Below are 23191 nucleotides of genomic sequence, written 5' to 3'. Positions count from 1 at the left end.
GTCGCGCCAAGCTCGAACAGCGGGATACACCATGGGCTTCAAATGCGGGATCGTCGGGCTGCCGAATGTCGGTAAGTCGACGCTGTTCAATGCGCTGACCGAAACGGCGGCGGCGCAGGCGGCCAACTATCCGTTCTGCACCATCGAGCCGAATGTCGGCGAGGTGGCGGTGCCGGATCCGCGGCTCGACAAGCTGGCCGAGGTCGGCAAGTCGCAGCAGATCATCCCGACGCGGCTGACCTTCGTGGACATCGCCGGCCTGGTGAAGGGCGCCTCGAAGGGTGAAGGCCTCGGCAACCAGTTCCTCGCCACCATTCGCGAGGTCGATGCCATCGCACACGTCGTGCGCTGCTTCGAGGACGGCGACATCACCCATGTCGAGGGCCGGGTCGCGCCGCTCGCCGATATCGAGACGATCGAGACCGAGCTGATGCTCGCCGATCTCGAAAGCCTGGAAAAGCGCGTCGACAACCTGACCAAGAAGGCCAAGGGCGGCGACAAGGATTCCAAGGAGCAGCTCGACCTCGTCACCCGCGCGCTGACGCTGCTGCGCGACGGCAAGCCGGCACGCTTCCTCGAGCGCAAGCCGGAGGAGGAGCGCGCGTTCCGCATGCTCGGACTCCTGACGTCGAAGCCGGTTCTGTACGTCTGCAACGTCGAGGAAGGATCGGCTGCCGACGGCAACAAGTTTTCCGAGCAGGTGATGGCGCGCGCCAAGGGAGAGGGCGCGGTCGCGGTGGTGATTTCGGCCAAGATCGAATCCGAGATTGCGACGCTGTCGAAGGAAGAGCGCACCGATTTTCTCGACACGCTAGGGCTGCACGAGGCCGGCCTCGACCGGCTGATCCGCGCCGGCTACGAGCTGCTGCATCTGATCACCTACTTCACGGTCGGCCCGAAGGAAGCCCGCGCCTGGACCATCACCAAGGGCACCAAGGCGCCGCAGGCCGCGGCGGTGATCCACACCGACTTCGAGAAGGGCTTCATCCGCGCCGAGACGATCGCCTACACCGATTACGTGACGCTCGGCGGCGAAGCCGGCGCCCGCGACGGCGGCAAGCTCCGGCTCGAAGGCAAGGAATACGTCGTCGCGGATGGCGACGTGATGCATTTCAGATTTAATACGTAAGACGATTCCAAGCCGCCGCGCCGCAGAGCATCCAAGTTCGTCATTCCGGGGCTCGCGAAGCGAGAGCCCGGAATCATCCGCCGCAGCGGTGCGGTGGCGCACAGCGGGCGTTGGCTGTCAGAACGCAGAACCATAGAGGGTAGGGGATATGGATTCCGGGTTCGCGCTTCGCGCGCCCCGGAATGACAAAAGAGAGGCCGCGATGCGCGGCCCCGTCCGCTACCTGAAGCCCTGCTGATCCCTGATCGCGCCGAGATGTTCGTTGATGCGGAACACGATCAGGATGAACTCGGCGGCGATCCGCGTGAACACGATGCCGACCAGGATCGCGGCCAGGCTCGACAGCACCAGGATGAATCCGCCGAACGGGCTCACCGCCATCGCGGCCAGGCCCGAGAACACCCCAGAAATGCCGATCAGCACCGTCAGCACGATCACGAGCCAGTAGAACGGCTTGATGATCGCCGGCGTGATGAAACGGTCCCATTGAAACAGGTCCCGAAAATTGAACATTGTGATCTCCCCAGCAATCGGATCGCGGCTTGTGATTGCCGGCAATAACGGCCACAATCGGGCCTCCCACCAGCAAATGCCATGACCCTCCTGACCTTCGAAGACTTTCCCCCCGGTCACTTCGGCCGTTTCGGTCCTCGCCGCGTGACGCGCGAGGAGATCGTTACTTTTGCCGCGGAGTTCGATCCGCAGCCGATGCATCTCGACGATCGCGCCGCCGCGGCGTCGATGCTGCAGGGCCTGTCCGGCTCCGGCTGGCATCTGTCGTCGCTGATGTTCCGCATGATGTACGACGGCTTCATCAAGGACACCGCCTCGCTCGGCTCTCCCGGCGTCAACGAGATGCGCTGGATGGCGCCGCTGCGGCCCGGTGACGATCTGACCATCGAGGTCGACGTCGTCGAGGCGCGGGTGTCGAACAGCCGCCCCGAGACCGGTATCGTCACCTTCAAGTGCCACGTCCGTAACGCCAAGGGCCAGATGCTGTGCGAGATGGTCTCGCCGATCATCATCGGGCGTCGCGAGACGGCCCTCGCGAACCAATCGAATTAGCGGACACAGCGAGTCATCCGATGCGTTTCTTCGAAGACCTGCATGTCGGGCTGCGCCGCGAGCTCGGCTCCTATGAATTCACCGCCGAGAATATCGTCGCTTTCGCCAAGCAGTTCGATCCCCAGCCCTTCCATCTCGACGAGGAGGCCGGGCGCCGTTCGCTGTTCGGTGGGCTTGCAGCCTCCGGCTGGCACATCGCCTCGGCCTGCATGCGGCTGCTGGTGCTCGAGCGCCAGCAAGAGGCGGCGGCGGAAGCCGCGCGCGGCGAGACCGTAGCGGTGTGGGGGCCGTCGCCGGGCTTCCGGGATTTGCGCTGGCACAGGCCGGTGCTAGCCGGTGACACGATTTCCTATGCTAATGAGATCGCGTCGTTGCGCGCCTCTGATTCGCGACCCGAATGGGGGATCGTCCAGGGCCGCAACACCGGGACTAATCAGCGCGGCGAGCTGGTGTTCTCGTTTCTCGCCACGGCCTTCGTGCCGAAGCGCAGCATCGGAAACTGAGGCCACGGGGCAACAGCCGTTCTGATTTTAACCAAATGCGGCCGTTTTGTGCGAGACGGCCGCGGAACGGCCATTCTATTAAGACGTTGTGAACCCTGCACGGGCATTGCTCGACATAGTTGCAGGACGAGGGGACTAGAAGACGATGGCGGACCAGGCTGGACTGAAATGGGTGGGCTTCATCTTCGCCACCATCACCTTGGCCGTGATGATCACCACCGGCATGGTGGTGAAGGGCTACGCGGACGGCGCATACTCCTTCGACGTTCCGGCCGTGACGACCTCCAGCCGCTGAGCTGTCGAGGCTTCGAGCGCACCCAGGCGCTCGCGTTCATACTTTCTTAACCAGCCCGAATCAGGACGCAGCAAGCCGCCGGCCATGTCGACGGCGGCATCCTCGCGCGCGTTCGGTTCGGCCCATCGCCAAAACAAAAGTGCAGCCACCTCGCGATGGCTGCACTTCGATTGGCATGGTGTTGTGATGTGAGGACGGCGATCAGCCGTTGCGCAGGTTCTCGGCGCTGCGCTTCCACTGCGAGACGTTGTCGGCGATCATCCGGGTGGATTTCATCGCCTGCTGGCTGAGCTGGGCATATCCCGAGATCTCGCGCTGGACGCGCTGACCTTCGGCGTGCAGCAGATCGCGCAGCGCTTCCAGTTCGCCGATCAGGTTCTCGATCTCGGCCAGCGAGGTGCCGGCGACGCGCTGGATCAGCGAATTGACGTTGGACACGGTGGCCTCGGCGCTTGCGTCGAACGACGGCGTGGCCGCGGCCGGCGTCTCGGTGCTGGTCGCCCCGCCCGTCGAGGGCCGGCGCAGATAGGCGATGTCGTTGCGGACGAAGTCGCGGATGCCCGCTTCGACTTCAGAGACCGCGGCGAGGTTTTCGTCGATCTCGGGAGTCTCGATCTTCTCGGATGGAATGGCATTCATCGGCTGTTCCCTTTGCATGAGCGTCGAGCAGCGCGGTGTGTCCCCCGCACGCCAAGTTGGTGAAACACCAGTGCAGCGCAATTTGACAGCATCGCGGCCAATCTGCGGCAGGGGACCGGTGTTTCGTCGAAATCACTAACATGGCGTTAAAAGCCGGGCCTGAGGCGGCTCGGCGCGGCTTTTTCAGGCGATCCGCGGCAGGCTGATCGGCTGGCCGAGGGCCTGCTCGACGAGGTCGAACGTGTCGATCAGAATCCGCATGTTGACCAGCTTGCCCTGCCTGAACTGCGCGAACTGCGCCATCCGCAGGCTGATCGGCTTGTTGGTATCGATCGCCGTCAACGAGTAGCGGATCATCGACGCCGAAGTATCAACGCCGAGCATGATGGCTTCGCGGTCGAAACGATGGATGCGGATGTTGTCGGCGATCTGCCGGCAGACCTCCAGAACCGCCGTCTTGCCGTGCCGCGCGCCGAAAAACGGAAACATATCGATCGGACCGTACATCGCCCAATCGACGTCCTCGTCGATCATCTCGCCGAGTTCGCTGTGGTGCCCATCATTCAGGGCGCGATGCAACGCACGCGAGAAACGCCAGAGATTGTGCTCTGTCATGAAGGATTCCGGGACGTGAAACTGGGTTGCGATCAGCCAGCGGCACCCGAGGCGACTTCGTCGTCGCCGTGCCCTTTGCGATTTGCTGCGCCAATGACAGGCGAATTAGATAGATTGTAAATCAATTGCAACTGGTTTTGTGCATTGCACAATCGTCGGGCGGTCACATTGACGCCCACCTGGAAGGCAATTGGCGCCGCCAAGCCCTTTTTACGGCTCGTTTGTGTACGAACGATCTCGTTTCGTATCCCGCCCCGCAATGATCATCGTGACGCGGGGAGCTGCCATGCGCCTACGCCGCCCCCAGACGGCCGCGACCAGCCGACAGCTCTGCTGACGAGCCTCGGTGATTCGCCGATCCGCGATCAAACGGCAGAGGGGCAGGCGGGCGCCCGATCGCTCAGGCCTTGCGAGCCTTCGGCTTGGCGGCGGATTTCGGTGCCGGCTTTGCTTTGCTGGCGGCCTTCGCCGCTGCGCCCGACGGCTTCTTGGCCGCGCCCTTGGTCTCCGGCTTCGCGGTCGTCTTCGCCGCGGTCTTCGTCGCAGTCTTGGCGGCTGCGGAGGCTTCCTCGCCGGCCGCGATCTCGACCGCCTTGCGCATCGCGCGCGCGTAGGAGTCGGCCGCGTTGTCGGCCGCGACCTGCAGCCGCTTCGCCGCGGCGAGACCCTGCTCCATCGCCGCCTGGGCGAGTGCCTTGGCGCGGGCCTTGCCACTGGCATCCTTCGCCTTGGCGGCGAGGCCGAGATAGTGGTCGCGCCGCGCCTTGATCGCGCCGGTGAGCGTCTTGTTCTGCTGTTTCGCGAGCTGCCGGATGATGCCATCCAGATCGGCGTCGGCCATTCCTGTCGTCCCCCAAACTCGTCTCGAAGTCGCCGGACATTCGTCGCGGCGGAATATGCGTGTGCCGGCGCTGAATGGCAATTCGCCACCCCGCGCACAAGGCTTGACTTCACAGCCGGCTCGGACAATCTCGCCGCCAAGCCCCGACAAACAACCCCGATAAATCAGACAACAACAGGGAGAACAAGAAATGGCTGACGCCTACATCATCGACGCTGTCCGCACCCCCCGCGGCATCGGCAAGGTCGGCAAGGGCAAACTGGCGGACATGCATCCGCAACATCTCGCCGCCACCGTGCTCAAAGCGATCGCCGAGCGCAACAAGCTCAACACCGCGGAAGTCGATGATATCATCTGGTCGACCTCGACCCAGCGCGGCAAGCAGGGCGGCGACCTCGGCCGCATGGCGGCGCTCGACGCCGGCTACGACATCAAGGCTTCCGGCACCACGCTCGACCGCTTCTGCGGCGGCGGCATCACCGCGGTGAACTTCGCGGCGGCGCAGATCATGAGCGGCATGGAAGACGTGGTGATCGCCGGCGGCACCGAGATGATGTCGCTGACCGCCGCGATGGCGGCCGAAGACATGGCGGCCGGCAAGCCGCCGCTCGGCATGGGCTCGGGCAATGCCCGCCTCGCCAAGGTGCACCCGCAGTCGCATCAGGGCATCTGCGGCGACGCCATCGCCACCATGGAAGGCATCAGCCGCGAGGCGCTCGACGCGCTCGGGCTGGAGAGCCAGCGCCGCGCCGCGATTGCCATCAAGGAAGGCCGCTTCGACAAGAGCATCGTCCCGGTCAAGGACGACGACGGCAACGTCGTGCTGGCGAAGGACGAGTATCCGCGCCCCGAGACGACGGCCGAAGGCCTCGCCGCGCTGAAGCCGGCCTTCACCGCGATGGCCGACTATCCGCTCGACGATAAGGGCACCACCTATCGCAAGCTGATCAACCAGAAGTACCCGGACGTCGAGATCAAGCACGTCCACCACGCCGGTAACTCGTCGGGCGTGGTCGACGGCGCCGCCGCGGTGCTGCTCACGTCGAAGCAGTACGCCGACAAGCACGGTCTGAAGCCGCGGGCGAAGATCGTCGCAATGGCCAATATCGGCGACGATCCGACGCTGATGCTCAACGCCCCGGTGCCGGCCGCCAAGAAGGTGCTGGAGAAGGCCGGTCTCAAGAAGGAAGACATCGACCTCTGGGAGATCAACGAAGCCTTCGCCGTCGTCGCCGAGAAGTTCATCCGCGACCTCGACCTCGACCGTGAAAAGGTCAACGTCAACGGCGGCTCGATCGCGCTGGGCCACCCGATCGGCGCCACCGGCGCGATCCTGATCGGCACCGTGCTCGACGAACTCGAGCGCCGCAACCTCAAGCGCGGCCTGGTAACGATGTGCGCCGCCGGCGGCATGGCCCCGGCGATCATCATCGAGCGGGTGTGAGGCGAGGGGACGCGTAGGATCGCGTAGGATGGGTTGAGCGCAGCGAAACCCATCACCCCTGCGCCAGAGCTGAAGTCATAACAAAGGGCGGCGCCACAAGCGTCGCCCTTTTCGTTTGCCTCGAACCTCTCAACGCCGTCATGCCGGGCTGGTCCCGGCCATCCCGCCTTCGTAGATGCTTCCTGCGAAACGCGCCGCCTCGTCATTGCGAGCGTAGCGAAGCAATCCAGCTCCGTGCGCTGTGCTGGATTGCTTCGTCGCTTCGCTCCTCGCAATGACGGAATGCTCGTTGCTTCGTAGGATGGGCTGAGCGCAAGCGAAACCCATCACCCGGATGCATGGGGCTTGATGGGTTTCGCTGCGCTCAACCCATCCTACGATCGCAGATCGTCCCTATATGACGATCATGCCCCCAAAAGCCTCGCTCATCATCGCCCGCCCAAAACGCCCGCCCCCCGTGCTGATCTGCGGCAAATGCCTGTCCAAGATCGACGGCGGCAAGAAGCTGAAGCAGGCGCTGAAAGCCGGACTGAAAGGCGCAGCTGCTGCGCGGGGCGGCAGGCGCCCCAAACTCGTCACCACCAGCTGCCTCGGCATCTGCCCGAAGCGCGCGGTGGTTACGGCAAGCGCGGCGACACTGGCTAGTGAAGAATATGTGCTGATAGGAAGTCGGAGCGAGACGGCGGAGGCCGTGAGGGTGTTGATAGACGTCGGGGGTGCATAATCGCCAGTCGTACGACTGTAGCTACACCCTGATCTCGTTCAAGCCGCCTTCGGCTGCGCCACCAGGCTGATGCCGAGCGCGTGCAGCACCTTCAGCACGGTTGCGAACTCGGGTTTGGCGTCCCCGCCGAGTGCCCGGTAGAGGTTCTCACGGGACAGGCCGGCGCCTTCCGCCACGCCGCTCATCCCCTTGGCACGTGCGACCGCACCGATGGCTTTGGTAATCAATGCAGGGTCTTCGGACTCGAATGCCTCGGTCAGATAATCCGCGATCATTTCCGGATTATCGAGATAGTCGGCAGCATCGAAAGGCGTCGTGCTCACCATGTCGTATCCTCCAAGTCCCGCGCCAGTTTCTTGGCTGCTGCGATGTCGGCCGCCTGTGAGCTCTTGTCGCCGCCGCAAAGCAGAACGACCAAAGTGGCACCACGTTCGACGAAGTAGACGCGATAGCCGGGCCCGTAGTGGATGCGAAGTTCGTTGACGCCTTCTCCGACCGGAGCCGCATCACCCGGGTTTCCGAGTTCCAGCCGATCAAGCCTCAACAAGATTCGAACGCGAGCCCTTTGATCACGCAGATGGCGGAGCCAGCGCTCGAACTCGGGTGTCTTTCGGATCGTCGGCATCCGGTCGCCCTCTTTTGTAGCTTAAGCGCTACAGCTGAGGATGGCAACAGGAAGCTACCTTTTCTTCCACCCACCCCGCCGCCCTGGCGCGCCGCCGGTCGATCTCGGTCCGAATTCCGGCCCCGACTCGCGGCTATTCGTCGGCTGGAAAATCTTGCTCTCCGTCCCCGGTCCCATTTCATCCAGCGTCGGCTTGCGCGGTCTCGCGCGTTGGACCTTCTTGAATTCGTGGTAGCCGGCGATGCCCATTTCATCGAGGTCGGGCTTGTGGACCTTGCTGCGCGGGGTGTTGTTGCCGCCGCGCTCCGTCGAAAGCTTCGGCATGTTGGCGGACGCACCGTATTTCTTGTCGCCCTTGTAGCTGCCCGCTTTCGCCGCAACGCCGCGTTGCTTCACGGTCGGATCGTCGATCACCGCCAGCTCTGTCGCGCGCAGGCGTTTCACTTCGTCGCGGAGTCGCGCGGCTTCTTCGAAGTTCAAGTCGGCGGCGGCTTCGCGCATCCTTGTTTCGAGATCGGCCAGCACCGCCTCGAAATTATGGCCGATCGCGGCGGCGTCGTCGGTGAAGCCGGAGCCCTTGCCGTCGCCGATTTCGACCAGCACGTGGTCGCGCTCGTAGACGCTGTTGAGAATGTCGCCGATCGACTTCTTGACGCTTTCCGGCGTGATGCCGTGAGCTTCGTTGTACTCGACCTGCTTCTCGCGGCGGCGCGTGGTCTCGTCCATCGCGCGTTGCATCGAGCCGGTGACGTGGTCGGCGTAGAGGATGACCTTGCCGTCGACGTTACGCGCGGCGCGGCCGATGGTCTGGATCAGCGAGGTCTCGCTGCGCAGGAAGCCTTCTTTATCCGCGTCCAAAATGGCGACCAGCGCGCATTCCGGAATGTCGAGGCCTTCGCGCAGCAGGTTGATGCCGACCAGCGCGTCGAAGGCGCCGAGCCGCAGGTCGCGGATGATCTCGATGCGCTCGATGGTGTCGATGTCCGAATGCATGTAGCGCACGCGGATGCCCTGTTCGTGCAGGAACTCGGTGAGGTCCTCGGCCATCCGCTTAGTCAGCACGGTGATCAGCGTGCGATAGCCGCGCGCCGCGGTGGCGCGGACTTCGCCGACGAGGTCATCGACCTGGGTGCGCGCCGGGCGGATATCGACCGGCGGATCGATCAGACCGGTCGGGCGAATGACCTGCTCGACGAACACGCCGCCGCTCTCGTTCAGCTCCCACGCCGCCGGCGTCGCCGACACCGCGACCGTCTGCGGCCGCATCATGTCCCACTCTTCGAAGCGCAGCGGCCGGTTGTCCATGCAGGACGGCAGCCGGAAGCCGTATTCGGCCAGCGTCGCCTTGCGGCGGAAGTCGCCCTTGAACATCGCGCCGATCTGCGGAATCGAGACGTGGCTTTCGTCGGCGAACACCAGCGCGTTGTCGGGCACGTATTCGAACAGCGTCGGCGGCGGCTCGCCGGGCCGGCGGCCGGTGAGGTAGCGTGAGTAGTTCTCGATGCCGGCGCAAGAGCCGGTCGCTTCCATCATCTCGATGTCGAAGGTGGTGCGCTGCTCGAGCCGCTGCGCTTCGAGCAGGCGGCCTTGCGCGTGCAGCTGATCGAGCCGCCATTTCAGCTCGGTCTTGATCGAGGAGATCGCCTGGATCAGCGTCGGCCGCGGCGTCACATAGTGCGAATTGGCGTAGATCTTGACGAACTCCAGCTCGTCCTGCTTGTGGCCGGTGAGCGGGTCGAATTCCTCGATCGCTTCGATCTCGTCGCCGAACGTCTTGATCCGCCAGGCGCGATCCTCGTAGTGCGCCGGGAAGATGTCGATGACGTCGCCGCGGACGCGAAACGTGCCGCGCGAAAAATCGGCCTGGGTCCGCTTGTATTGCAGCGCGACGAGGTCGGCGATCAGCTGGCGCTGGTCGATGCGCTCGCCGCGCTTCACCGCGAAGGTCATCGCCGTATAGGTCTCGACCGAGCCGATACCGTAAATGCACGACACCGAGGCGACGATGATGACGTCGTCGCGCTCCAGCAGCGCGCGCGTCGCGGCGTGGCGCATCCGGTCGATCTGCTCGTTGATCGAGGAATCTTTCTCGATATAGGTGTCGGTGCGCGGGACGTAGGCTTCGGGCTGGTAGTAGTCGTAATAGGAGACGAAATACTCGACGGCGTTATCGGGGAAGAAGTTCTTGAACTCGCCGTAGAGCTGCGCCGCCAGCGTCTTGTTCGGCGCCAGGATGATGGCGGGGCGCTGCGTCGCCTCGATCACCTTGGCCATGGTGTAGGTCTTGCCCGAGCCGGTGACGCCGAGCAGCACCTGGGTGCGATCGTTGCGGTCGATGCCTTCGACCAGCTCCTTGATGGCGGTCGGCTGGTCGCCCTTCGGCTCGTAGTCCGACTTGATGACGAAGCGGACGCCGCCTTCGGATTTCTCCGGCCGCGGCGGGCGATGCGGCACCCACAGCTTGACGCTGCCATCCTCGCCCTTGAACTCGGGACGCCCGTCTCGGATCAGGTTTTCCAGCGCGTCGGCGGTGGCCTTGACGCCGAGCGCCTCCATCTTGCTGCGCGGCGGCCGCGCCAGGGCTTCGGCGTCGTCCTCTTCGGTCGGCAGCCCGAGCTGCCGCGCCAGTTCCGGATCGAGCGTCGGAATGGTGGCGGCGGTGCCGTAGTTGGCCTGCGGCGCTTCACCAAAGCCTTGCCCGTGGCCCCCCACCCCCGACCCCGGATCAAGTCCGGGGCGGGCTCCCTCCCCGCGAGGGGGAGGGGAGCCTTGTGGCGGCTGCGGGTAAGGCTGCAGCGGCGTCGGTCGCGGCGTGCCGCCGTCACCCGGAAAGGATTTGGGCGTCGAGGCCCGGCCGCGATGCACCGCGGCCTCGCCGCCGGTGCGGCGGTCGCGGGAATTGTCCGGCGGCGGCTGCAGGCCGGTGCCTGAGCCGAGCCCGGCCTCGCCGCGGTTGAGCGCCGGATTGAGCAACTCGGCCAGCGCCGGCCCGATCGGCTTGACGTCGGGCCGATGCGCCTTGGATTTCGGCGCGCGCGGGGTCTTCGCGGCCGGCTTTTTCGGGGTGTCGGGAGATTTCGCCATCGCGTGAGAATATGGGCAGAGTCGCCGGGCGATGAAAGAGCCGCGGAGCGGAAGTAACGACCGGATCGGCCGCCGGGGACGATTTCCGCTGCATCGCAGCGGATGCACGAATGGCGTTGCAAATACGTCAGGCAGCCTTTTCTTCGCGAGCCGGAACCGTAAGCTGCGGTTCCCCTCCGTCACCGACCCGACGAGCCCCGCATGATCCGTCGCTCCGCCTGCCTCACCGTGGTTGCGCTGCTGGCCCAACCCTTGTCATTCGCCGCGGCTCAGCCGAACGACGCCGAGCCGGCCACCCGCGCCACCAATGAGGCGTTCGCCAAGACGCTACCGCTGGCCGACCGCGCGGGTCTCGACGACGCGCAGCGCGGCCTGATCGCGCCGCTGCCGGGCGGCGTCGTCGCCGGCGGGCTCGGCGGCGCCCCGGCCTGGAATCTCAAGCCCTACGATTTCCTCAACGCCGAGCAGCCGTCGGCGACCGTCAATCCCAGCCTTTGGCGGCAGGCCCGGCTCAATCTCGCCAACGGCCTGTTTCAGGTCACCGACCGCGTCTATCAGGTGCGCGGCCTCGATATCGCCAACGTCACCATCGTTGAGGGCGACACCGGCCTGATCGTCACCGACACCACGCTGACGGTGCCGACCGCCAAGGCGGCGCTCGAGCTGTACTATCAGCACCGGCCGAAAAAGCCGGTGGTGGCGTTGATCTACACCCACAGCCACGTCGATCATTTCGGCGGCGCGGGCGGGCTGATCACCGCGGAGGATGCCGCTTCGGGCAAGGTCAAGGTGATCGCGCCCGACGGCTTCATGGATCACGCCGTGGCCGAGAACGTCATCGCCGGCAACGCGATGAGCCGGCGCGCGCAGTTCCAGTTCGGCGCGCCGCTGCCGGTCGGCGACAAGGGGCAGGTCGACGCCGGTCTCGGCAAGGCGCTGGCGATGGGGGCGATCTCGCTGATCCCGCCCAACGACACCATCAAGCAGGCAATCGAAACCCGCCGCATCGACGGCGTCGACATCGAGTTCCGGCTGGTGCCGGAGTCCGAGGCGCCGTCCGAGATGATCTCCTACTATCCGCAGTTCAAGGTGCTGAACATGGCGGAGGATACGACGCACACGCTGCACAATCTCTACACACTCCGCGGCGCCGCGATCCGCGACGGCCGGCTGTGGTCGAAATATATCGGCGAGGCGATCGACCGCTACGGTGACCGCACCGACGTGGTGATCGCGCAGCATCACTGGCCGGTGTGGGGGCGGGACCGCGTCGTCTCCTATCTGAAGAAACAGCGCGATCTCTACAAGTTCATTCACGATCAGAGCGTGCGGCTGCTGAATTATGGTCTGACGCCGACCGAGATCGCCGAGCGCCTGACGCTGCCGCCGTCGCTGGCCGGTGATTTCGCCGCGCGCGGCTATTACGGCTCGGTCAGCCACAACGCCAAGGCGGTGTATCAGTTCTATCTCGGCTGGTACGACGGCAATCCGGCCGATCTCAATCCGCTGCCGCGTGCCGAGGAAGCCAAAAAGGAGATCGACTATATGGGCGGCGCCGCCGCGGTGCTGGCGCGCGCCCGCGACGATTACAAGGCCGGGCAGTATCGCTGGGTTGCGACGATCGCCAGCAAGCTGGTGTTCGCCGATCCGTCCAACAAGGAGGCGCGGGCACTGGGCGCCGATGCACTGGAGCAACTCGGCTACCAGGCCGAGGCGGCGACCTGGCGCAACGCCTATCTGCTCGGCGCGCAGGAGCTGCGCAGCGGGCTGATCAAGACCGACGCCGTCACCGTCAGCCCCGACATGCTCAAGGGCGTGTCGATCGATCTGGCATTCGATTTCCTCGCGGTGCGGCTCAACGCCGCCAAGGCCGAGGGCAAGCACATCGTGGTCAACTGGACCTTCACCGAACCGAAGCAGACCTACACGATGAATCTGGAAAACTCGGCGCTGACCCATGTGGCGGGCCGGCTGTCCGACAATCCCGACGTCTCGGTCACGCTCAACCGCGCCACCTTCGACTCGATCTCGCTGAAGCAGCGGACCTTCCTCGGCGCGATCGCAACCGGTGACCTGTGGGTCACCGGCAATCCGCTGAAGCTGCGCGAACTGTTCGGCATGTTCGACGAGTTCTCGCCGAATTTCGAAGTGATCGAGCCGGTAAAGGCGAAGATCGAGTAGGGTGGTGAGGCCGCGGGCGCTTACAGATCCGCCGCGGCGATCCAGAACACTTCGCCCTCGGAGTCTTCGCTGTCGAGCCATAGCAGCGGCAGATGCGGGAATTCCGCCTCGATCAGGCCGCGCCCCCGGCCGATCTCGCAGAGCAGGCCACCGGCCTCGGTGAGGTGATCCTTGGCTTCGGCCAGGATGCGGCGGACGATGTCGAGACCGTCGTCGCCGCCGTCGAAAGCCATCGCGGGTTCGGCAAGGCATTCCTCCGGCAGATTGTCCATGCCTTCGGCGTCGACATAAGGCGGGTTGGTGATGATCAGGTCGTAGCGGGTGTCGCCGAGCGGCGCGAACAGGTCGCCATTGTGCAGCGTGATGCGGTCACGGAGCTGATGATCGGCGACGTTGCGGGCCGCGACGTCGAGCGCGTCCGTCGACAGATCAACCGCATCGATCGCCGCGAACGGGAAGGCGCGGGCCGCGAGGATCGCGAGGCAGCCTGAGCCGGTGCACAGATCGAGCACGCGCTCGACCTCGGCCGGATCGCCGATCAGCGAGGTGTCACCGCCGTCGAAATGCGTATCGAGCAGTTCGCCGATGAAGGAGCGCGGCACGATCACCCGCTCGTCGACATAGAACGGCACGCCGCGCATGTAGATCTTGTTGACCAGATAGGCGGACGGCAGCCGCGTCGCGATGCGAGCGGCGATCAGATCGAGGATCACTTCGGCTTCGTCGAGGGTGACGCGCGCCGTGGCGAACATCTCGAACTGATCGGGATGCAGATGCAGCGCCTCGCCGATCAGGAAGGCGGCTTCGGCGATCGGATCGGTGGTGCCGTGCGCGAACACCACGCCGGCTTCGGCGAAGCGGCTGACGGCAAAGCGCAGGAAATCGAGCACGGTGACGAGTTCGCCTGGTGCGACGGCGAACGTGTCGTGTTCGAGCACAAGCGGCATCTCGATTGCGGCGCGGCGTTTCGCCGGGCGCTTGTCGCGCGCGGCCGGCTTCTTTTTCCCAGTCGCCGGTCGGGCTTTCGCCGCTTTTGTTTGCGGAGCTTTGGCTTTCGCGGTCTTCGCCTTGGTCGTCTTCGCCATCAATCCTTGCCCCATCGCGCGGCGGCCGCATCGTCGCGGTCGTGCGCCTCGACCCAGCGCGTCTCGCCGTCGCGCTCCTCGCGCTTCCAGAACGGCGCGCTGGCCTTGAGATAATCCATCAGGAATTCGGCCGCCGCGAACGCCGCCTGGCGATGTGCGGAGGCGGCCAGCACCAGCACGATGTTGTCGCCCGGTAGCAGCCGGCCGACGCGGTGGATGATGGTCAGGCCGGTCACCGGCCAGCGCTTCACCGCCTCGGCGGCGTGGCGGCCGATCTCCTCCTCGGCCATCCCGGGATAGTGCTCGAGCGTCAGCGCCGCGACGTCGTTGCCGTCATCGGCGCCGCGGCAGATGCCGCTGAAGCTCACCACCGCGCCGATATCGACGCGGCCGGCGGTCATCGCCTTGATCTCGGCGGCGATGTCGAAATCGGCTTCCTGAATGCGGATGGTCACCGGGACGGTCATCGGATCATCCGTGCGGGCGCGTTCTAGCCGCCGGTCATCGGCGGGAAGAAGGCCACTTCGCGGGCGCCGGCGATCGGCGTATCCGGCCGCACATGGGTGCGGTCGATCGCGGTGCGGATCACGGCCGGCTTTTCGAACGCATACGCATAGCCTTCACCGCGCGCCGTCAGCCAGCCGATCAGATCGGCGACGGTGGCGACGTCGGCCGGCGGCTCGATGGTCTCTTCTTCGAGGCCGATGCGCTCGCGCACCCAGGCGAAATACTTCACCTTCATCGCGAGTCCTCCTCGATGAGGTGGTGGATACCGGCGCGGAAATAATCGTAGCCGGTGTACATCGTCACCAGCGCGGAGATCCACAGCAGCGCCAGGCCGATCTGCGTCGTGTAGGGCAGCACCTCGTCGCCGGCGTCGCCGGCGAGCAGGAAGCCGATCGCGACCAGCTGCACCGTGGTCTTCCATTTCGCCAGCTTGGTCACCGGGACGCTGACCCGCAGCGCGGCGAGATATTCGCGCAGGCCCGACACCAGGATTTCGCGGCACAGGATCACGATCGCGGCCCACAGCGTCCAGCCGTGGATGATGCCGTCCGCAGCCAGCATCAGCAGGCAGGAGGCGACCAGCAGCTTGTCGGCGATCGGGTCGAGCATCCGGCCGAACGCCGAGTGCTGGTCCCAGATCCGGGCGTAATAGCCGTCGAGGAAGTCGGTGATCGCTGCAGCGATAAATACCGCCAGCGCGACCCAGCGCAGCGCCAGCGGGCCGCCGAGGATCGACTGCGCATAGATGCAGCCGACCACGACCGGGATCGCCGCGATGCGCGCATAAGTGAGAATATTGGGCAGCGTCAGCGACTTCGTCCCACGCGCCGGCGCTCTGGTAGAAACATTGTTCATCGAGCTTTACCAATACTGCCCGCGCCGGAACGTCAACTCCCCGAAGCGCCGCCTGATCCCTATCAGGAAAAGGTGAAATCCGCATGGATCCTGATCAGGGCCGGGGTTGCCGACTTTGGTCGGGCGGGCCGGTTCAGCCCGGCCCCGGATGGAAGAAGTCGAAGATCCGCCGCGCGCTTTCGGCGCTGATTCCCGGAACCTTGCCGAGATCGCCGAGCGACGCCCGCTCGATCTCCTTCAGCGTGCCGAAATGATGGAGCAAAGCGCGCTTGCGGGTCGGGCCGATGCCGGGAATTTCCTGCAGCCCGGCTTCGCGGATATCCTTCTTGCGCAGCTTGCGGTGTGAGCCGATCACGAAGCGGTGCGCCTCGTCGCGCAGCCGCTGAATGAAATACAGCACCGGATCGCGGGGCTCGAGCTTGATCGCCTCGCGCTCCGGCATGAACAGCGTTTCCCGGCCGGCATCGCGATCCGGCCCCTTGGCGACGCCGAGCAGCGTCACCTCGGTCTCCAGCCCGAGTTCGGCCAGCACGCCGCGCGCCGCATTGAGCTGGCCGCGGCCGCCGTCGATGATCACGAGGTCGGGCCAGCGCGGCGTCTCGTCGTCCTTGGCGGGCGCCTCGCCCTCGGCGCGGGCCGCGACCAGGCGCTTGAACCGGCGCTGCAGCACCTCGCGCATCATCGCGTAATCGTCGCCCGGGGTGAGCCCTTCGGAGCGGATGTTGAACTTGCGGTACTGGTTCTTGATGAAGCCGTCCGGCCCGGCGACGATCATCGCGCCGACCGCGTTGGTGCCCTGGATATGGCTGTTGTCGTAGACCTCGATCCGCTGCGGCGGCTTCGGCAGGCCGAGCGTGGTCGCCAGCCCCTCCAGCAGCCGGGTCTGGGTCGCGGTGTCGGCCAGTTTGCGGCCGAGCGCCTCGCGGGCATTGGTCAGCGCGTGCGCGACCAGCTCCTTCTTCTCGCCGCGCTTGGGGACGCTGACCTCGACCTTGTGGCCGGCCTTGACGCACAGCGCGTTGGCCAGCAACTCGCACTCCTCGATGTCGTGCGACAGCAGGATTTGCTTCGGCGGCGGCTTGTCGTCGTAGAACTGCGCCAGGAACGAGGCCAGCACTTCCTCGGGGGTGAACGATTTCTCGGCGCGGGGGAAGTAGGCGCGGTTGCCCCAGTTCTGCCCGGTGCGGAAGAAGAACACTTCGACGCAGGAATAGCCGCCCTCCTGGTAGATCGCGAAGACGTCGGCCTCCTCGACGGTGCGCGGGTTGATGCCCTGCTGCGACTGGATCGCCGACAGCGCCGCCAGCCGGTCGCGATACAGCGCCGCGGTCTCGAATTCGAGCTCGTTCGACGCCTTCTCCATTTCGGCCGCGAGCAGGCCCTTCACGGCCCGGCTGCGGCCGGACAGGAAGTCGGTCGCCTCGCGGACCAGCTCGGTATAGCCGGGAAAGTCGACCTCGCTGGTGCACGGGCCGGCGCAGCGCCGGATTTGGTACAGCAGGCAGGGCCGGGTGCGGCTCTCGAAGAAACTATCGGTGCAGGACCGCACCAGGAATGCCCGCTGCAGGGCCGTGATGGTGCGGTTCACCGCCCCGACCGAGGCGAACGGGCCGAAATAGCGGCCGGGCCGGGTCTGCGCGCCGCGGTGCTTGAGGATCTGCGGCGCCCAATGGTCGCCGGTGATCAGGATATAGGGAAACGACTTGTCGTCGCGCAGCAGCACGTTGAAGCGCGGCCGCAGCTGCTTGATCAGATTGGCTTCGAGCAGCAGCGCCTCGGTTTCGGTCGCGGTCGAAACGATCTCCACCGAGACCGTCGCGGCGATCATCCGGGCGATACGCATCACATGCCCGGTCGGCCGCGCATAGGACGACAGCCGCTTCTTCACGTTCTTGGCCTTGCCGACATACAGCACGTCATTGGCCGCGTTCAGCATGCGGTAGACGCCCGGCGAGGTCGGCGCCAGCCGCACGGCCTGCTCGATCGCCGCGCGGCCGACCGCGAGCGGGCCGTCGGCCGGCTCGGCGCTGTCGTCCTCGATCTCCGGCAGGCGCGACTCCTCGTCCTCGTCAGCCGTGAGCGAGGCGGTGGCGGCATCGATGTCCTGTGCGCCTGCGGTCGGGCGGGGCGTGGCCGCAGGGACATCCGCCGGGGGCGAGGCCGTTTCGGCAGGCGGTTCGGCCGCCGTGTCGCTTGTGTCGGCAGGGTCTTGATTCATGGCCCTAAATTAGGCGCTCGGACGCAGCGGTGCCAGCGCGGCGGGGCCGGAACCCACATGCGGCAATCGGTGCGCGGATGGCCATGCTGTCGCCCCGAAGCTTCGGGAGTAAGCTTTCATTAAGAACGACATCGGGAACCGCGGCCCGCTTAACAACCGCTTAACTTAAAACTCTCGATAAATCTTACCGGAAAAAAGTGGAAATCCGTAACCATCCCGGATGCTTTTTCCGATCGGCCAAAGGTGCCGATGGCTGGGCGGACGGCGCGCAGAAGCCGCGCTCCTGCCGTCGAGGAGAGTAAGATGCGTAAAGTTGCGATGGCGGCGGCGACCATTCTCGCCGCAGGAGTTTCGACGGCCCAAGCGGCGGACATGGGCTATTACGGCTCGCGGACGCCTTACACCGTCAACCAGCCGCTGAACGCGTTCAGCTGGGCAGGCCCCTATCTGGGCGGCAACCTCGGCTATTCGTTCGGCAACGTGACCAACAACATCACCAAGCCGTCCGGCTTCTCGGGCGGCGTGCAGGGCGGCTACAACTGGCAGAGCGGCAACATCGTCTTCGGTCTCGAGGGCGATATCCAGTTCTCGACGGCCGACGACACCTTCGCGCCCTACAAATTCTCGAACCCGTGGTTCGGGACCGCGCGTGGCCGTGTCGGCTACGCGATGAACGATGTGCTGCTCTATGCCACCGGCGGTCTGGCCTTCGGTCAGCTGAAGGGACAGAACCTGCTGGCGTCGGAGAGCCACAATTCGGCGGGCTGGACCGTGGGCGCGGGCGCCGAATTCGCCTTCGCGCCGAGGCTCAGCGCCAAGGTCGAGTATCTGTACGGCAGCCTGTCGACCAACAACTTCTTCATCACCGGCGCGCCGAACGGCTACAATTTCGGCCTCGTCCGCGCAGGTATCAACTATCACTTCTAAGTATCGCGACGATCGCGACCAAGAAACTCGACGATCAGCATTCCCGGCCCTCGTGGCCGGGATTTTTTTCGAGAGACGTTCCTGACCATGGCGGCGGCGACGGAGCGTGGGCGCGCTACGCCGTCGCGGCGCCGCTCAGCGGCCGAGCCGTCACCAACACCATCGGGAAGTGTGCCGAACCGAACGTCGGTCGGATGGTCACGATCGCTGTCGCGGCGTCGCCACCTCGGCGGCGCGAAGACGGCGGCTACGAAATCACCAGATTCACCGCCTTGGGGCCTTTGCCCTTCTTGTCCGGCTCGACTTCGAACGAAATACGCTGACCTTCGGTCAGGTCCTTCAAGCCGGCCCGCTCGACCGCAGTGATATGAACAAATACGTCGCGGCCGCCGTCATCGGGTTTGATGAAGCCGTAGCCGCGTTCTCCATTAAAGAACTTGACCGTTCCCGTCATAGGCATTCCGGAAACTCCTCCCGCCTGCTTTCCGTCGCGCCAACAAGGGAATAGGAGGCGCTTCGGTGCGACCTGGCGTTGCGCTGCCGGAAAGCTCGGCCGAGAGGTGGACCGTTGCTAATCCCGGTCCGAGTAGTACGGCCTTGTCACTCCGCCGCCCCCATTCGCGGAAGCGGAACGTAAAGCCAGTCCAATCAGCTCAGCATAATACGGATTTGCGCGGATTGACTACGGTTCAAATGCGACTTTTCCGGCCTCGGATGGTCACTGGCTGAGTAGTCAGGATTTGGGTAGCTCGAGGCGGTAGCGGCTGACTCCGCCTTGTCCGAGCGGGCGTTCCAATTCGGGAAGAATGACTTTCAATTCCGAAGCCAGCGTCCAAGGCGGGTTGACCACCAGCAGACCGGTCGAGGTCAGCGGCCCGTCCGGCTGCTGCGGGGCGACGCTGAACTCCAGGCGGAGGCACTTTCCTTCGCCGCCGGTGGCTGCCGCGGTTGCGACGTGATGCGCCAGCGCCTCGGTGGCGCGGCGGTTCTTGGCCGGATACCACAGCAGATAGACCCCGGTCGGCCATTTTCCGAACGCGGTGGAGAAGCCCTCGGCGAGCCGCTCGAATTCGTCTTTCTGTTCAAAGGACGGGTCGATCAGCACCAGACCGCGCCGTTCTTTCGGCGGCACGAACGCCGCCAGAGCCTTCCAGCCGTCGAGATCGACCACCCGGGCCTGGGTGTCGCGGCGCAGCGCGTCGATCAGCTGCTTGCGGGCCACCGGTTCCAGTTCGCTCGCCACCATGCTGTCCTGGGGACGCAGCAGCGCGCGGGCGATCAGCGGCGAGCCCGGATAGGCGGTCAGTTCGCGCTGCGGGTTGAAGGCGCGGACGATGTCGAGATACGGCCTGATCAGCTCGCCGGCCTCGTCGCTGAACCGCGCCTGCAGCACCCGGCCGATGCCGCTGGCCCATTCGCCGCCGCGGCGGGCCTCGTCGCTGGTGAGGTCGTACAAGCCGGCGCCGGCATGGCTGTCGATCACCCGGAAGGGCGCCGGCTTCTCCTGCAGATAAGTCAGGATCCGGACCAGCAGGATGTGCTTGATGACGTCGGCGAAATTTCCGGCGTGGAAGGCATGGCGATAGTTCATCCGCATTCCCTAGCAGGTGGTCTGCCCGGCCGCCATGGTCCGGCCGCGGCCGCCGTCGGCTCGTATCATTACGGGGCAGCGCGGTCCTGCGAAATCCCAGGAAGCCTTCATTTTGCAGCAGCTTGTAGCAGCGGGGCGGCGACGCCCGGGATGCCCGATTAACGGGCTGTTTAATCAGCGGTGCTAGTCCTGAGGTCCGGACGGGGCCGGACGTTTCGCAAGCCGGGTCCTCCACAGAACACAATGAGCCCACCGTTGGGGCGTTTCGGCGCACCGTTGCGGTGCCCCTTGGGAGTTGAAGATGGCGGTTGATTTGTCAATGTCGGTCTTGGTGGTGGACGACTACAGCACCATGATCCGGATCATTCGTAATCTTCTGAAGCAGCTCGGCTTCGAGCATATCGACGACGCCAGCGACGGCTCGGCCGCGCTCGAGAAGATGCGCTCGAAGAAGTACGGTCTGGTGATCTCGGACTGGAACATGGAGCCCATGACCGGCTACGACCTGCTCAAGGAAGTTCGCGCCGATCCGAACCTATCGCAGACGCCCTTCATCATGATCACGGCGGAATCCAAGACCGAGAACGTGATCGCCGCCAAGAAGGCCGGCGTCAACAACTACATCGTCAAGCCGTTCAACGCCGCGACGCTGAAGACCAAGATCGACGCGGTGTTCCCGGATCACGTCGCGGCGTAAGCCGGGCCGGCGTCCACAGAGCCAATTAAAACGCGCTCCGCGAGGGGCGCGTTTTTTGTTCCGCACATCTTCTCCCCGTCATTCCGGGGCGCGCGAAGCGCGAGCCCGGAATCCATAACCCCAAGCCTATCGTTTTGGACGAAAGCGTCCGCCGCTCTGCCATCCCAACCGATGCTGCGGCGTATGGATTCCGGGCTCGCGAGCTGCGCTCGCGCCCCGGAATGACGAACGAGAGGGTGTGGGCGCGGCGACGTCGCGTATCCTGGCAAGAGGCGCGCAAGCAGCGCGTCTGCTACCAGCGCAATTCCCGCGTCAGCGCGGCGGGCGGGTGGCCGAACAGTTCGGTGACGGCGGCGGTGTCGAGGCGGTCGATGCCTTCGAAGGCGTCGGAATGGATGCCGCGGGTGACGAACAACAGGTCGATGCCGTAAGCCTGCGCGCCGGCCAGATCGGTGCGCACCGAATCGCCGATCGCCAGCACGCGGTCGCGCGGCGTGTCGGCGCCGCGCAGCTTCTGGGCCAGCGCCATGGCGCGATCGTAGATCGGCCGGTGCGGCTTGCCGTAGAAGATCACCTCGCCGCCGAGTTCGCGATACAGCTCGGCGATCGCGCCGGCGCAATAGATCAGCCGGTCGCCGCGCTCGACCACGATGTCCGGATTGGCGCAGACCAGCGTCAGCTTGCGGGCCAAGGCCTCGCCCATCATGCCGCGATAGTCCTCGGCGGACTCGGTCTCGTCGTCGAACGGACCGGTGCAGATGATGTAGTCGGCCTTGTCGAGCGGCGTCAGCGGCGCGTCGAGGCCGCGATAGATCGAATTGTCGCGATCCGGGCCGAGCCAGTAGATCGACTGCCCGGGATGCTCGGCCACGTAGATGCGGGTGAGGTCGCCGGACGACACGATGGCGTCGTAGCAATCGTCCGGCACATGCAGCTTGCGCAGCTGGCGCTGCACCGAATCCGCCGGGCGCGGCGCGTTGGTGATCAGCACCACGGTGCGGCCCTCGGCGCGCGCGGTGCGCAGCGCCTCGCAGGCTTCGGGAAACGACTCCAGGCCGTTATGGACGACGCCCCAGATGTCGCTGAGCACGACATCGACGGACGGCACGAGCTCGCGCAGATGCTCGACGAAACGCAGCGTGGTCATCGGCGGAAGCGGTCAGAACGGACCGACGGCGCGGCGGGCCAGCGCGGCGACGCCGGTGACGACGCGCGCCGGTTCGATCCGGGCGAGTTCGCCCTTCGAAGTGGGGCCTGGATCATGGGACGGAGGGGTATCCTGCTTGGCCTTGTCGCCGGAGGAGGTGGGCGCTGGCGTGGGGGCGGTCTCGGGCCGCAGTGGGCGCGGCGCCGCGAACAAGAATCCCTGCCCAAAGCGCACATCGTAGTCAAGCAGGTCCACCACGGCGCGTTCGCCCTCGATCCGCTCGGCGATCAGGTCGATGCCGAAGCGGCCGAGCAGGTCGGAGAGGTCCGCCGGATGGATGTCGGCGGCCGGGCGCTCGCGCTCTTCCAGCAGCAGCGCCGCCGGCACCTTGATGAAGCGCACGCCGCGGTCGGCGAGTTCGCGCGGCTCGAACCGCAGGTCGGTGACGTGGTCGATCGAGAAGCGGTAGCCGCGCTGCGCCAGCGCCGCGAGATGCTCGGCTTCCAGCGGCCCGAGATTGCGCAGCGTCGCCTGCTTGAACTCCAGCACGAAGGACGGCGCCAGCGCGCGGTTGGCTTCGAGGAAGTCGAGGCATTGCGCGAACGCCGCGGCGTCCGACAGCGTCGCGCCGGCGATGTTGACGAACACGCCGACGTCCTTGTTGCGCACCATCAGGCGGCGCAGCACCTGTACGGCGCGCAGCATGACGGCGTGGTCGATCCGGCCCATCAGGCCGGCGGTCTCGGCGGCGGTGAGAAACTCCTGCGCGGTCAGGATCTGATCGTTCGCATCCCGCAGCCGGGTGACGATCTCGTAGAACCGCACCTTGCGCTGCGGCAGCGTCACCAAAGGCTGCAGATAAATGTCGAGCCGGCCGTGATCGACCGCGCCGCGCACGGCCTCGAGCAGCTGCGGCGCGGTGCGGGCCGGCTTGGCCGCCGCGGGCGGCGCCGGAGCGGGCGCGGCGGGGAGGTCGGTGATCGCCATCGGCTCGGCGGCCGGAGGCGGCTGAATGCCCT

At 65.6% G+C, this 23191-nt stretch carries 25 protein-coding genes; 9 read left to right on the top strand and 16 right to left on the bottom strand.

All coding sequences use genetic code 11. The features are described 5' to 3' along the window. Positions 1-31: 31 nt before the first annotated feature. Positions 32-1129: a redox-regulated ATPase YchF gene (gene ychF, locus IP86_RS09655; RefSeq protein WP_054162309.1), complete on the top strand. Its 1098-nt coding sequence runs from the start codon at positions 32-34 to the stop codon at positions 1127-1129. 219 nt (positions 1130-1348) lie between these two features. Here the strand turns inward: ychF and IP86_RS09650 are convergent, their stop codons facing one another. After that, positions 1349-1642: a DUF4282 domain-containing protein gene (locus IP86_RS09650; RefSeq protein ID WP_054162308.1), complete on the bottom strand. Its 294-nt coding sequence runs from the start codon at positions 1640-1642 to the stop codon at positions 1349-1351. Between the two features lie 81 nt (positions 1643-1723). Between IP86_RS09650 and IP86_RS09645 the strand changes: the two genes are divergently transcribed. The 3 genes from IP86_RS09645 to IP86_RS29045 all read left to right on the top strand — a co-directional run bounded on the left by IP86_RS09645 (position 1724) and on the right by IP86_RS29045 (position 2992). Beyond that, the gene (locus IP86_RS09645; protein ID WP_054162307.1) at positions 1724-2194 is read left to right on the top strand and encodes a MaoC family dehydratase; all 471 of its coding nucleotides are present in this window, start codon (positions 1724-1726) and stop codon (positions 2192-2194) included. 20 nt (positions 2195-2214) lie between these two features. Next, positions 2215-2697 (top strand): MaoC family dehydratase, encoded by a 483-nt coding sequence (locus IP86_RS09640; RefSeq protein WP_054162306.1) that lies wholly within the window; start codon positions 2215-2217, stop codon positions 2695-2697. Between the two features lie 145 nt (positions 2698-2842). Continuing rightward, positions 2843-2992 carry a hypothetical protein gene (locus IP86_RS29045; RefSeq protein WP_197279723.1) on the top strand — a complete coding sequence of 50 codons (150 nt, stop codon included), beginning with the start codon at positions 2843-2845 and terminating at the stop codon, positions 2990-2992. 201 nt (positions 2993-3193) lie between these two features. On the opposite strand, the gene IP86_RS09635 is transcribed toward IP86_RS29045, so the two are convergent. The 3 genes from IP86_RS09635 to IP86_RS09625 form a co-directional block, all read right to left on the bottom strand. Further along, positions 3194-3631 carry a hypothetical protein gene (locus IP86_RS09635; RefSeq protein ID WP_054162305.1) on the bottom strand — a complete coding sequence of 146 codons (438 nt, stop codon included), beginning with the start codon at positions 3629-3631 and terminating at the stop codon, positions 3194-3196. 183 nt (positions 3632-3814) lie between these two features. Then, positions 3815-4246, bottom strand: a complete 432-nt coding sequence (locus IP86_RS09630; protein WP_054162304.1) for a nuclear transport factor 2 family protein — start codon at positions 4244-4246, stop codon at positions 3815-3817. 400 nt (positions 4247-4646) lie between these two features. Further along, positions 4647-5087, bottom strand: a complete 441-nt coding sequence (locus IP86_RS09625; protein WP_054162303.1) for a hypothetical protein — start codon at positions 5085-5087, stop codon at positions 4647-4649. A gap of 190 nt (positions 5088-5277) precedes the next feature. On the opposite strand from IP86_RS09625, the gene IP86_RS09620 reads away from it, so the two are divergent. Both IP86_RS09620 and IP86_RS09615 read left to right on the top strand, forming a co-directional pair. Continuing rightward, complete coding sequence (locus tag IP86_RS09620) at positions 5278-6531, top strand: acetyl-CoA C-acetyltransferase (protein ID WP_054162302.1); 1254 nt, start codon at positions 5278-5280, stop codon at positions 6529-6531. 397 nt (positions 6532-6928) lie between these two features. Beyond that, on the top strand, positions 6929-7255 hold the full coding sequence (locus IP86_RS09615) for a hypothetical protein (protein ID WP_054162301.1): 327 nt from the start codon (positions 6929-6931) through the stop codon (positions 7253-7255). Between the two features lie 38 nt (positions 7256-7293). Here the strand turns inward: IP86_RS09615 and IP86_RS09610 are convergent, their stop codons facing one another. From IP86_RS09610 to uvrB, 3 genes are read right to left on the bottom strand one after another with little or no spacing between them, the layout of a single operon-like run. Next, positions 7294-7581 carry an addiction module antidote protein gene (locus IP86_RS09610; protein ID WP_054162300.1) on the bottom strand — a complete coding sequence of 96 codons (288 nt, stop codon included), beginning with the start codon at positions 7579-7581 and terminating at the stop codon, positions 7294-7296. Then, positions 7575-7880, bottom strand: a complete 306-nt coding sequence (locus tag IP86_RS09605) for a type II toxin-antitoxin system RelE/ParE family toxin (protein ID WP_054162299.1) — start codon at positions 7878-7880, stop codon at positions 7575-7577. The genes IP86_RS09610 and IP86_RS09605 overlap by 7 nt, the downstream gene beginning before the upstream one ends. A 54-nt stretch (positions 7881-7934) precedes the next feature. After that, complete coding sequence (gene uvrB, locus IP86_RS09600; RefSeq protein WP_082363912.1) at positions 7935-10964, bottom strand: excinuclease ABC subunit UvrB; 3030 nt, start codon at positions 10962-10964, stop codon at positions 7935-7937. A gap of 201 nt (positions 10965-11165) precedes the next feature. On the opposite strand from uvrB, the gene IP86_RS09595 reads away from it, so the two are divergent. Continuing rightward, positions 11166-13145 (top strand): alkyl/aryl-sulfatase, encoded by a 1980-nt coding sequence (locus IP86_RS09595; RefSeq protein WP_054162298.1) that lies wholly within the window; start codon positions 11166-11168, stop codon positions 13143-13145. Between the two features lie 20 nt (positions 13146-13165). Here the strand turns inward: IP86_RS09595 and prmB are convergent, their stop codons facing one another. The 5 genes from prmB to uvrC form a co-directional block, all read right to left on the bottom strand. After that, the gene (prmB, locus tag IP86_RS09590; protein WP_054162297.1) at positions 13166-14230 is read right to left on the bottom strand and encodes a 50S ribosomal protein L3 N(5)-glutamine methyltransferase; all 1065 of its coding nucleotides are present in this window, start codon (positions 14228-14230) and stop codon (positions 13166-13168) included. After that, positions 14230-14697: a molybdenum cofactor biosynthesis protein MoaE gene (locus IP86_RS09585; protein WP_054162296.1), complete on the bottom strand. Its 468-nt coding sequence runs from the start codon at positions 14695-14697 to the stop codon at positions 14230-14232. The genes prmB and IP86_RS09585 overlap by 1 nt, the downstream gene beginning before the upstream one ends. A gap of 23 nt (positions 14698-14720) precedes the next feature. Then, positions 14721-14972 carry a molybdopterin converting factor subunit 1 gene (gene moaD, locus IP86_RS09580; protein ID WP_054162295.1) on the bottom strand — a complete coding sequence of 84 codons (252 nt, stop codon included), beginning with the start codon at positions 14970-14972 and terminating at the stop codon, positions 14721-14723. Beyond that, on the bottom strand, positions 14969-15592 hold the full coding sequence (gene pgsA / locus IP86_RS09575) for a CDP-diacylglycerol--glycerol-3-phosphate 3-phosphatidyltransferase (protein WP_054162294.1): 624 nt from the start codon (positions 15590-15592) through the stop codon (positions 14969-14971). Before pgsA ends, moaD begins: the two co-directional genes overlap by 4 nt. Positions 15593-15725: 133 nt before the next feature. Beyond that, positions 15726-17810: an excinuclease ABC subunit UvrC gene (gene uvrC / locus IP86_RS09570; protein WP_054162293.1), complete on the bottom strand. Its 2085-nt coding sequence runs from the start codon at positions 17808-17810 to the stop codon at positions 15726-15728. Positions 17811-18113: 303 nt separating this feature from the next. On the opposite strand from uvrC, the gene IP86_RS09565 reads away from it, so the two are divergent. Next, positions 18114-18737 (top strand): outer membrane protein, encoded by a 624-nt coding sequence (locus tag IP86_RS09565; RefSeq protein ID WP_054162292.1) that lies wholly within the window; start codon positions 18114-18116, stop codon positions 18735-18737. 247 nt (positions 18738-18984) lie between these two features. On the opposite strand, the gene IP86_RS09560 is transcribed toward IP86_RS09565, so the two are convergent. Next, the gene (locus IP86_RS09560; RefSeq protein ID WP_054162291.1) at positions 18985-19197 is read right to left on the bottom strand and encodes a cold-shock protein; all 213 of its coding nucleotides are present in this window, start codon (positions 19195-19197) and stop codon (positions 18985-18987) included. 273 nt (positions 19198-19470) lie between these two features. Next, positions 19471-20328: a 23S rRNA (adenine(2030)-N(6))-methyltransferase RlmJ gene (locus IP86_RS09555; RefSeq protein ID WP_054162324.1), complete on the bottom strand. Its 858-nt coding sequence runs from the start codon at positions 20326-20328 to the stop codon at positions 19471-19473. A gap of 301 nt (positions 20329-20629) precedes the next feature. Between IP86_RS09555 and IP86_RS09550 the strand changes: the two genes are divergently transcribed. After that, on the top strand, positions 20630-21025 hold the full coding sequence (locus IP86_RS09550) for a chemotaxis response regulator CheY (protein WP_054162290.1): 396 nt from the start codon (positions 20630-20632) through the stop codon (positions 21023-21025). A 292-nt stretch (positions 21026-21317) separates the two neighbouring features. Here the strand turns inward: IP86_RS09550 and IP86_RS09545 are convergent, their stop codons facing one another. Together IP86_RS09545 and IP86_RS09540 are read right to left on the bottom strand one after the other, a co-directional pair. Continuing rightward, the gene (locus tag IP86_RS09545; protein WP_054162289.1) at positions 21318-22172 is read right to left on the bottom strand and encodes a TIGR01459 family HAD-type hydrolase; all 855 of its coding nucleotides are present in this window, start codon (positions 22170-22172) and stop codon (positions 21318-21320) included. 12 nt (positions 22173-22184) lie between these two features. Then, positions 22185-23191 (bottom strand): EAL domain-containing protein (locus tag IP86_RS09540; protein ID WP_054162288.1); only part of this gene is annotated, 1007 nt, incomplete at its 5' end.

It is taken from the genome of Rhodopseudomonas sp. AAP120 (assembly GCF_001295845.1).
In the GTDB taxonomy this organism is placed as follows: domain Bacteria; phylum Pseudomonadota; class Alphaproteobacteria; order Rhizobiales; family Xanthobacteraceae; genus Rhodopseudomonas.
This window is presented reverse-complemented; position numbering and strand designations above follow the sequence as displayed.

Excerpts from the sequence above, each read along its gene's own strand:
- IP86_RS09645 (WP_054162307.1), top strand. The coding sequence starts at position 1,724 with ATGACCCTCCTGACCTTCGAAGACTTTCCCCCCGGTCACTTCGGCCGT.
- IP86_RS09605 (WP_054162299.1), bottom strand. The coding sequence starts at position 7,880 with ATGCCGACGATCCGAAAGACACCCGAGTTCGAGCGCTGGCTCCGCCAT.
- IP86_RS09560 (WP_054162291.1), bottom strand. The coding sequence starts at position 19,197 with ATGCCTATGACGGGAACGGTCAAGTTCTTTAATGGAGAACGCGGCTAC.
- IP86_RS09545 (WP_054162289.1), bottom strand. The coding sequence starts at position 22,172 with ATGACCACGCTGCGTTTCGTCGAGCATCTGCGCGAGCTCGTGCCGTCC.
- uvrC (WP_054162293.1), bottom strand. The coding sequence starts at position 17,810 with ATGAATCAAGACCCTGCCGACACAAGCGACACGGCGGCCGAACCGCCT.
- IP86_RS09550 (WP_054162290.1), top strand. The coding sequence starts at position 20,630 with ATGGCGGTTGATTTGTCAATGTCGGTCTTGGTGGTGGACGACTACAGC.
- IP86_RS09620 (WP_054162302.1), top strand. The coding sequence starts at position 5,278 with ATGGCTGACGCCTACATCATCGACGCTGTCCGCACCCCCCGCGGCATC.
- IP86_RS09615 (WP_054162301.1), top strand. The coding sequence starts at position 6,929 with ATGACGATCATGCCCCCAAAAGCCTCGCTCATCATCGCCCGCCCAAAA.
- IP86_RS09610 (WP_054162300.1), bottom strand. The coding sequence starts at position 7,581 with ATGGTGAGCACGACGCCTTTCGATGCTGCCGACTATCTCGATAATCCG.
- IP86_RS09635 (WP_054162305.1), bottom strand. The coding sequence starts at position 3,631 with ATGAATGCCATTCCATCCGAGAAGATCGAGACTCCCGAGATCGACGAA.
- IP86_RS09585 (WP_054162296.1), bottom strand. The coding sequence starts at position 14,697 with ATGACCGTCCCGGTGACCATCCGCATTCAGGAAGCCGATTTCGACATC.
- IP86_RS09640 (WP_054162306.1), top strand. The coding sequence starts at position 2,215 with ATGCGTTTCTTCGAAGACCTGCATGTCGGGCTGCGCCGCGAGCTCGGC.
- moaD (WP_054162295.1), bottom strand. The coding sequence starts at position 14,972 with ATGAAGGTGAAGTATTTCGCCTGGGTGCGCGAGCGCATCGGCCTCGAA.
- IP86_RS09625 (WP_054162303.1), bottom strand. The coding sequence starts at position 5,087 with ATGGCCGACGCCGATCTGGATGGCATCATCCGGCAGCTCGCGAAACAG.
- uvrB (WP_082363912.1), bottom strand. The coding sequence starts at position 10,964 with ATGGCGAAATCTCCCGACACCCCGAAAAAGCCGGCCGCGAAGACCCCG.
- pgsA (WP_054162294.1), bottom strand. The coding sequence starts at position 15,592 with ATGAACAATGTTTCTACCAGAGCGCCGGCGCGTGGGACGAAGTCGCTG.
- IP86_RS09565 (WP_054162292.1), top strand. The coding sequence starts at position 18,114 with ATGCGTAAAGTTGCGATGGCGGCGGCGACCATTCTCGCCGCAGGAGTT.
- prmB (WP_054162297.1), bottom strand. The coding sequence starts at position 14,230 with ATGGCGAAGACGACCAAGGCGAAGACCGCGAAAGCCAAAGCTCCGCAA.
- IP86_RS29045 (WP_197279723.1), top strand. The coding sequence starts at position 2,843 with ATGGCGGACCAGGCTGGACTGAAATGGGTGGGCTTCATCTTCGCCACC.
- IP86_RS09595 (WP_054162298.1), top strand. The coding sequence starts at position 11,166 with ATGATCCGTCGCTCCGCCTGCCTCACCGTGGTTGCGCTGCTGGCCCAA.
- ychF (WP_054162309.1), top strand. The coding sequence starts at position 32 with ATGGGCTTCAAATGCGGGATCGTCGGGCTGCCGAATGTCGGTAAGTCG.
- IP86_RS09555 (WP_054162324.1), bottom strand. The coding sequence starts at position 20,328 with ATGAACTATCGCCATGCCTTCCACGCCGGAAATTTCGCCGACGTCATC.
- IP86_RS09630 (WP_054162304.1), bottom strand. The coding sequence starts at position 4,246 with ATGACAGAGCACAATCTCTGGCGTTTCTCGCGTGCGTTGCATCGCGCC.
- IP86_RS09650 (WP_054162308.1), bottom strand. The coding sequence starts at position 1,642 with ATGTTCAATTTTCGGGACCTGTTTCAATGGGACCGTTTCATCACGCCG.